At 64.5% G+C, this 4,596-nt stretch carries 6 protein-coding genes; 4 read left to right on the forward strand and 2 right to left on the reverse strand.

Annotation, left to right across the window (positions count from 1 at the left end):
* The 3 genes from RMO57_RS04830 to RMO57_RS04840 form a co-directional block, all read left to right on the forward strand.
* The coding region (locus RMO57_RS04830; protein ID WP_310384748.1) for an HAD-IIIA family hydrolase at nucleotides 1-449 on the forward strand (449 nt) is incomplete at its 5' end.
* Nucleotides 449-1,201: a lysophospholipid acyltransferase family protein gene (locus RMO57_RS04835; protein ID WP_310384750.1), complete on the forward strand. Its 753-nt coding sequence runs from the start codon at nucleotides 449-451 to the stop codon at nucleotides 1,199-1,201. The genes RMO57_RS04830 and RMO57_RS04835, both read left to right, overlap by 1 nt.
* A 3-nt stretch (nucleotides 1,202-1,204) precedes the next feature.
* The gene (locus RMO57_RS04840) at nucleotides 1,205-2,014 is read left to right on the forward strand and encodes a SprT family zinc-dependent metalloprotease (protein WP_310384751.1); all 810 of its coding nucleotides are present in this window, start codon (nucleotides 1,205-1,207) and stop codon (nucleotides 2,012-2,014) included.
* A 231-nt stretch (nucleotides 2,015-2,245) separates the two neighbouring features.
* Here RMO57_RS04840 and RMO57_RS04845 read toward each other — a convergent pair whose 3' ends face one another.
* The gene (locus RMO57_RS04845; protein WP_310384753.1) at nucleotides 2,246-3,304 is read right to left on the reverse strand and encodes an MBL fold metallo-hydrolase; all 1,059 of its coding nucleotides are present in this window, start codon (nucleotides 3,302-3,304) and stop codon (nucleotides 2,246-2,248) included.
* Nucleotides 3,305-3,355: 51 nt separating this feature from the next.
* Here RMO57_RS04845 and RMO57_RS04850 point away from each other — a divergent pair, with 51 nt between their 5' ends.
* Nucleotides 3,356-3,766: a MerR family DNA-binding transcriptional regulator gene (locus RMO57_RS04850; protein ID WP_310384754.1), complete on the forward strand. Its 411-nt coding sequence runs from the start codon at nucleotides 3,356-3,358 to the stop codon at nucleotides 3,764-3,766.
* 10 nt (nucleotides 3,767-3,776) lie between these two features.
* Here RMO57_RS04850 and RMO57_RS04855 read toward each other — a convergent pair.
* Nucleotides 3,777-4,596: FtsX-like permease family protein (locus RMO57_RS04855; protein ID WP_310384755.1), on the reverse strand; the 820-nt coding region annotated here is incomplete at its 5' end.

Here is a 4,596-nt window from a genome sequence, read left to right on the forward strand (position 1 = left end):
TGCTGGATATGGCCTCGCTGACCGCCATCCACATCCGCCTGAATCAGCTGTTAGCCGAGAAGGGCGGGCGGCTGGATGCCGCTTTCTTTTGCCCGCATACGCCGGAAGAGGGTTGCGACTGCCGCAAACCGCTGCCGGGCATGTTGACGCAGATCGCTGAGCGCTTTGGCGTTGACCTTGCCAACGTCCATATGGTGGGCGCCTCGCTGCGTGATCTGCAAACGGCGCAGGCGGCCGGTTGCCTCCCGCATCTGGTGCGCAGCGAGCGCTTGGGCGACCTGGACGAGCAGCAAATGGCCGCCTTGGTGGAGCTGGTGCCCGGCGCCAAGCTGCATGCCAGTCTGAGCGCGTTTGCCGAGGGCTTGATCAACACCGAGCGCCGCAACAAAGCGGAGGCCCGCGGCGAGTCCCTTTTGCCCCCGACTACCGGCCCTGGAGACCTGAATTAATGTCATCGCTGCTCGCTGCTCTACGTTCATTGCTGTTCGTGCTTTTTTTGATCGTCACTGTCATCCCTTGGGCGACGGCCGTGTTGCTGATCTCCATCGTCGCCAAGGGTGACCGGGTCTATTGGGCCTGCGCCGCGTGGCTGCGCCTGTCGATTTACGGCGCCCGAGCTATCTGCGGCGTGGAATGGCGCCTGCATGGGCTGGAGCACCTGCCGAGCGCGGCCGACACCAAGTCGGCGGTGATTCTGCTGTCCAAGCATCAAAGCACCTGGGAGGCGTTTGCCTATCCGGCGCTGATGTCGCACCCACTCGCCTATGTGTTCAAGCGCGAGCTGCTGTATGTGCCGTTTTTCGGTTGGGCGATGGCGCGCATGGACATGATCCATATCGACCGCAGCAAGCGCTCGCAAGCCTGGAGCAAGGTGGCCGCACAGGGCAAGCGCTTGGCGGCGATGGGCCACTGGGTGATCATGTTCCCCGAGGGCACGCGGATTGCGCGCGGCCAAAAGGGCGAGTACAAGTCCGGCGGCAGCCGCTTGGCGATTGAAACCGGCGTGCCCATCGTGCCCATCGCGGCCACGTCGGCGCGCTGCTGGCCGCGCAAGAGTTTTCTGCTGCGCCCCGGTGTGGTGGACATCTCCTTCGGCCCACCGATTGCGCCGCAAGGCCGTGAACCGGTCGAGCTGATGCGCGAGGTGGAGGGCTGGATCGAGGCCGAAATGCGCAGGCTTGACCCCGCGGCCTACGCCTGACCGATGCTGAAGCGACTCGCCCAGCTGTCGCTGTTCGGCGCCGAACCGCCGGCGGCTGTGCCGAGTTTGGCCGGCGCCGTCAGCCCATCCAGCCCATCTAACCCGCTATGTGCGCTACAGCTGGGCGGCCACCCTGTGGCCTACGAATTGAGGCGGGCGCGCCGGCGCAGCATTGGTTTTGTGGTCGGCCGCGAAGGCCTGCGGGTGAGTGCGCCGCGCTGGTTGCCGCAGGCCGATATCGAGCGCGCACTGCTGCAAAAGGCGGACTGGATTTTGCGCAAACTGCTCGAACAGACGGAACGCGCCAGGCGTGTCGACGCGGCCCGGATTGAGTGGCGCGACGGCGGCATGCTGAAGTTTCTGGGCCAGCCGGTTTGGCTGCGCCTGGACCCGGGCTTCAGCGGTGTTCGGCTGGATGAATCGGGCAGCTTGATTCTGCTGGGCCTGCCTTTGAGCGCGACCGAGACACAGGTCCGAGACGCCGTACAGGCCTGGCTAAAGCGCCGTGCCAGGTCGGTGTTCGAGCCGCGCTGCCAGCAATTTGCGCAGGCTTTGGGTGTGCAGATGAAGCAGTTGCGCCTGAGCTCGGCCCAGACCCGCTGGGGCAGCGCCAGCAGTGATGGCTCGATACGGCTGAACTGGCGGCTGATTCACTTTGCGCCCGACATCATCGACTACGTGGTCGCGCATGAGCTGGCCCATCTGCGCGAGATGAATCACAGCCCGCGCTTCTGGGCCGTGGTCGCCTCGGTGCTGCCCGACTACCAGGTGGCGCGCGGCCATTTGCGCGATCAATCCATCACCGCCGAATGAATTGCAAGCCGCTCCTACTTTAGGGGGGGTTGTTGATCGGTGAGGCCCCCCGCACACTGCGGGCACTTGCTGTCATCACCTGCATCAAGAGTCTGCACGGCGCAGATTCGCTCCAGCGTCAAGCTGGAGTCAGATGCCATAAAAGGGGCCGAAAACCCGTCGTCGTCCAACGCTGAAAAGCGCCGGTCGACGACGGTTTTTTTTCGTCCGCCGCCGGGCTTCAACCCAGGTTCAAACGGTCTTGAAACGGTAGATCCCGTCGCTGTCCAAATGGCGGTGCAGGCGGCCGCTCAGCCACAGCGCGTTCAAGTGCGCGACCGACTCACCCATCGCAAACGTGGTCTGGTGCAGGTCGAGCTTGCGTTTGAACATCAATTCCAACAGCTCGGCGGCGTGGCAGGGCTTGGCGGCGCAGGCCTGCAGCACCTCATCCAAGCGCTCGGCGTGGTGTTCGCGCAATTGGTCAACGCGCGCATGCAGGCCGATGAACGGTTTGCCATGCGAGGGCAGTACCAGCGTAGCGGGCGGCAACGCCAACATGCGTTCCAGCGAGGCCAGGTACAGCGTCAAGGGGTCGGCCTCGGGCTCAACATCGACGACCGACACATTGGTGGAGATGCGCGGCAGCACCATATCGCCGGAGATCAACAGCCCCCGGCCCGGGCAATGCAGGCTGATGTGCTCAGGCGCATGGCCATAGCCGGTGTGGCAAACCCATTCATGCGCGCCAATCTTGAGCCTCATCCCGTCCATCAAGCGGCGATAGCTGCTCGGCACGGCCGGCACCATGCTGGGGTAATAGCTGGCGCGCCCGCGGATCTTGGCCAGCGAGTCTTCGTCGGTCAAACCATGACTGGCAAAGAAGGCCGCCGCCGCTACGCCGCCCATGCCCACGGTCGAGCCGCTGGCCAGCCGGGCCAGATTGAAATCGGTGGCGCTGATTGAAAGTCGGCATTGCCATTTGTCCGTCAGCCAAGCCGCCAGCCCCATATGGTCGGGGTGGAAATGCGTGACGAATACCCGCAGCACCGGCAGGCCATCGAGGTGCTCGGCAAACACCTGCTCCCAGTTGGCTTTTGTCCCGTCATTGGCGACACCGCAGTCAACGATGGCCCAGCCGTCTTGGCCGTCCACTTGATCGCGCAACAACCACAAATTGATGTGATCCAGTGCAAACGGCAGGCCCATGCGCAGCCAGCGCACGCCGGGCGCAATCTCCAGCACACCGCCGGCGGTGGGCAGGGCATCGCCGAAGGGGTAATGAAGTTCTGATTCGCGGGGGTTGGCCATGTAGACTTCCGTTTACGTTAACGTCATTGCATACAAGACCCCAGTTTAGCCATGAGTACCGAAGCCAGCGCCACCCCTTCCGCCGAGAGCACCTCCGAAAGTACCGCCCGTTTGTTCACCATCACCGAGTTGGCGGCCGAATTCGACATCACGCCGCGGGCGATTCGCTTTTATGAGGACATGGGTTTGCTGGAGCCGTCCCGCTCCGGGCGCAACCGGGTCTACACCCACCGCGACCGCACCCGCCTGAAGCTGACGCTGCAGGAGATCAAACAACTGGTGGATATGTATGACGCTTCCACTGGGGCGGCGCCGCAGTTGAAGGCCTTCTTGCAGGTCTTGCAGCAGCACCGCCATGCGCTGGAGCAGCAGCTCGATGACATCGAGATCACGCTGGCCGAAATCAACCAACATGAAGAACGATGCCGCAGCCTGCTGGGCGAGCGTGTTGTGGCCGGCTGAGCCACTCATTTCAGTCCCGCAAGGCCAGGATCGGCCGCATGGCCAATGCCGCCAAGCCGTGGCGCAAGCTCGCCAGTAGCGTCACCGCCATCAAGCCGGCCAGCGCCAGCAAGGCCGGCCATGGGCCAAGTTGCACCCGGTCGGCAAACTGCGCCAGATATTGTTCGCCCAGAACCCCCGCCAGCGGCAAGGCCAACAACGCTGCACAAGCGAGCAGCGCGGCGAACTCGCGCAGCGGCTGCTTGATCGCTTGCAGGCCGGAGGCGCCGTGCAACTTGCGCAAGACGATTTCCTTGGCATGGCGCTGCACCAGATAGGCCGCCAAGGCATAGACGCCAAAGCCGGCCAGCGCCAGCGCCAGCAGGGCGCAGGCCTTGACCAGTTGGCCGATGCGCAGGTCGGCTTGGTAGGCGGCCATCAAGGTGTGTTCGGCCATTTCATAAGCCAAGGGCTCGTCGGCAAAGAAGCGTGCCCACAAGGGCGCCAGCAAGGGCTCGGCCTGGCTGCCTGGCCGCAGGCGTAGATTCAGCACGGCGGGGACGCCGCCCATGTTGTGGGCGCCGGTCTGCAGCAAGAACGCATGGGGGCGGGCCGCCTCGCGGGTGCTCTCCAGCACTTGCTGCGGCACCACGGCCACCACCGGCCAGGCGCTCTGGGTCTGGTTCAGCCCGGTCATCACATAGCTGAGCGTCTGACCCAGCGCCTGCTCGGGGCTGCTCCAACCCAAGGCGCGCGCTGCCGGCTCATCCAGCACCAGCCCGCCGCCGGGTGCGGCACCCAGTTGGCCGGCCAGCAGGGGGATTTGGTAGAGGCCAAAGAAGGCCGGGTCC

Origin of the sequence: Roseateles sp. (assembly GCF_031397715.1) — a bacterium.
Classification (GTDB): Bacteria; Pseudomonadota; Gammaproteobacteria; order Burkholderiales; family Burkholderiaceae_C; genus Paucibacter_A.

What these genes read in the sequence shown, in the direction of transcription:
- RMO57_RS04835 (WP_310384750.1), top strand. Translation starts at nt 449, where the DNA reads ATGTCATCGCTGCTCGCTGCTCTACGTTCATTGCTGTTCGTGCTTTTT.
- RMO57_RS04840 (WP_310384751.1), top strand. Translation starts at nt 1,205, where the DNA reads ATGCTGAAGCGACTCGCCCAGCTGTCGCTGTTCGGCGCCGAACCGCCG.
- RMO57_RS04845 (WP_310384753.1), bottom strand. Translation starts at nt 3,304, where the DNA reads ATGGCCAACCCCCGCGAATCAGAACTTCATTACCCCTTCGGCGATGCC.
- RMO57_RS04850 (WP_310384754.1), top strand. Translation starts at nt 3,356, where the DNA reads ATGAGTACCGAAGCCAGCGCCACCCCTTCCGCCGAGAGCACCTCCGAA.